This window comes from Qipengyuania zhejiangensis, from assembly GCF_035607565.1.
Classification (GTDB): domain Bacteria; phylum Pseudomonadota; class Alphaproteobacteria; order Sphingomonadales; family Sphingomonadaceae; genus Qipengyuania; species Qipengyuania zhejiangensis.
This window is the reverse complement of record NZ_JAYKGO010000010.1, coordinates 1-2,111: the sequence shown is the minus strand read 5'-3', so window position 1 is coordinate 2,111 and position 2,111 is coordinate 1. Positions and strand designations below refer to the sequence as shown.

At 37.9% G+C, this 2,111-nt stretch carries 3 protein-coding genes; 1 reads left to right on the top strand and 2 read right to left on the bottom strand.

Going from position 1 to position 2,111, the window contains the following annotated elements:
• Positions 1-543, bottom strand: a 543-nt coding sequence (locus tag VR863_RS14910) for a dihydroxy-acid dehydratase domain-containing protein (RefSeq protein WP_324829311.1), incomplete at its 3' end; no start/stop codon positions are given.
• Positions 544-626: 83 nt separating this feature from the next.
• On the bottom strand, positions 627-1,550 hold the full coding sequence (locus VR863_RS14905) for a dihydrodipicolinate synthase family protein (protein WP_324829310.1): 924 nt from the start codon (positions 1,548-1,550) through the stop codon (positions 627-629).
• Between the two features lie 303 nt (positions 1,551-1,853).
• On the opposite strand from VR863_RS14905, the gene VR863_RS14900 reads away from it, so the two are divergent.
• Positions 1,854-2,111 (top strand): IclR family transcriptional regulator (locus VR863_RS14900; RefSeq protein WP_324829309.1); only part of this gene is annotated, 258 nt, incomplete at its 3' end.

The following is a 2,111-nucleotide window of genomic DNA, read 5'->3' as shown; positions in this document are numbered from 1 at the left end:
CATCATGGCTGGTAAGCCTTTATCGCATGTAGCGACTCCCATAACAGCCTCACGAGTTGGAAGTGAGCGAATTAACCTCCGGTACACCAATGCGGCATCATTCCGGAAAGGAAAAGAATCGAACATACCTAAGGTTCCTTGTGACCGACCATCGCATGGATCACTTACATATGCGGCAAAGGGAACACCTTTTGTTTTACGGATTTCATTCGCAGCCTCGATCATTAATAAGTCTACTTCCCAATGTCCCGTATGATAACCTAACGCAATGGGACTCCCATCATGGTCACGAATTCCACCCTTGGTACCTAGAATTAAAACCTGCGTGCCAAGTAACTCTTTCGGCTCCCAACCCATTCCTACGTTTTGAGAGAGACCAAACAAGTCTCCACTTGGTGATTCTTCAAGCATCTGTGGGGTGAGAGGAAGTAAGCCCACCGGCCCTTTTGCATGCGTTCTCACATTATATAAAGATGAATCTTCTTCATTAAAAATTGATTTCACTGACATATTATCACTCCAATATGTAATATTTTTTTTCATAGTTCTGGTCTTAATAATTAGACACTACCAGATAATTATCTAGAAAACTATTCTTACAGATAAAATAGCGATAATCCGCTATCCTATCTTACCGTTGTTGGAATGACCTTCGTACTTTCTAAAATTTCTTTCACTTGTTGAATCTTTTCCTTACTAAGTGAACGTGACGGTGGCAACACATGGGTCGAAATATCCAAGCCACTTATTTTCATTGCTTCCTTCACAACATTTACAAACGGACTATCAATTTGGTAAAGCTGTGGCAGTACAGCTAGCTTCTTATGAAGTGAAACTGCCTTCTCTAAGTCACCTTTCATAAACGATTGATAAATACCAACTGATAAATGAGGGGCGAAGTTTCCACTTGCAGAAATTGTGCCATCTCCACCAAGCTGGAGCGTGTTCAACAGATGATTATCAAATCCACAGAAAACTGAAAATTGAGGATGCTTCCCTTTCACCTTCATAATCATTTCATGGATATGACCGATTGAATCAATCGTCTCTTTAATTCCAACGATATGATCATACTTATCAACAAGACTCCTTACAAAGTCAGGCGTTAGGTCCTGGCCTGTGAGGGTTGGAAAATTATAAAGGATAATTGGAAGATCAATCGATTGAGCAATATCACTAAAATAATGAAATAAGTTTTCCTCTGTTAATTTCCAGTAGTAGGGATTAATTACAACGACTCCGTCCGCTCCCATAAGTTGAGCGTGTTGGCTCAAGGAAATGGCTTCACTTGTACTTGTGCTGCCTGTCCCAATTAATACAGGAACTCGCTTATCTACATAGCTAACCGCAAACTCCGCCACTTCTATTCTTTGTTGTGCCGACATTTGAGAAAACTCTCCGCCAGTTCCAAGGAAAAACAAACCGTCTACTCCTGCATGAATCAAAGAATCTATTAATAGTCCCATATCCTTCTTATTAAGGTTATGATGCTCATCAAAAATAGTTGACACCGGAGGAATAATTCCGTTAAATGTTCTTATTTTACTCATTCTTTTCCCCTCTTTTTATATATTTAGTAGAAATGATTTACAGCAATTTGTTCTACATTATAAAACACTATTCTACCATTTAGATTTGTTGAGTTGATTATAACATACACCCTTCAAAAGTAAACACTTACAATAGAACTATTTCGGTATAATTGAACGAAGTGCTACAAAACTCTTTTTTGGCACGATATAGGCTGATTTTGATTGCATTTTCAAATATCCTATATTACTGTTAATAGTATACTGGTAGGTTTTGCACTGTATCTGCACTGCCAATAATACTAATGAACTTGAGGGTTAATTATGCCAATTATCCAATCTGTCCAACGTTCTCTTCGAATTTTAGATTTATTTAATGAACACACTACTGAGCTGAAAATTACTGATATTAGCGAAAAAATGGAACTTCATAAAAGCACTGTTCACTCTTTATTAAAAACTCTCCAGGAATCTCGCTACATCGACCAAAATCCTGAAAATGGAAAGTATCGATTAGGAATGAAGCTAGTCGAGCGAGGGAATTTAGTGATTAGCACATTAGATATTAGACAACTTGCTAAG